Origin of the sequence: Vibrio sp. 1562, assembly GCF_033340155.1 — a bacterium.
Classification (GTDB): domain Bacteria; phylum Pseudomonadota; class Gammaproteobacteria; order Enterobacterales; family Vibrionaceae; genus Vibrio; species Vibrio alginolyticus.
Genome location: NZ_JAWOVY010000755.1, coordinates 1 through 524, shown reverse-complemented (window position 1 = coordinate 524; position 524 = coordinate 1). Strand labels below are relative to the sequence as shown.

General features: G+C 48.1%; 1 protein-coding gene. It reads left to right on the top strand.

Translation table 11 applies throughout. The features are described from left to right. A partial coding sequence (locus R7Z49_RS27475) for an MMPL family transporter (protein WP_318112830.1) occupies positions 1 to 524 on the top strand: 524 nt, incomplete at both ends.

The following is a 524-nucleotide window of genomic DNA, read 5'->3' as shown; positions in this document are numbered from 1 at the left end:
CGACGCTGATTGTCATCATTGGTTCTGTGATGGCGACCATGGGCATTTCCGGTTGGGCTGGAATGTTCTTAAGCACAGCGACGGTAAACGTTCCAACGTTGATCATGACGCTTGCGGTTGCTGACTGTGTTCATGTGATTGCGACCATGCGTCAATCAATGAAAAACGGGTTCACGAAAGCGCAGTCAATCGAGCGCAGTATCGCTTTAAATTTCGCGCCTATTCTGATTACATCCGTAACAACCGCGATTGGCTTCTTGATGATGAATATGTCCGATTCTCCTGTCCTGCGAGACTTCGGTAACTTGTCTGCTTTAGGTGTTATGGTCGCCTGTCTTCTTTCCGTTACCTTGTTGCCGGCGTTGCTCAAGTTGCTGCCTATCCACGTAAAAATGGAAACGTCACAAGACCAAAAACATGTCATGGATCGCTTAGGTGACTTTGTGGTTTCGCAACGAAGAGCCTTGTTGCCACTTTCGGTTGCTGTCATTGTCGTGTGCGCGAGTCTTATCCCACTTAACAAG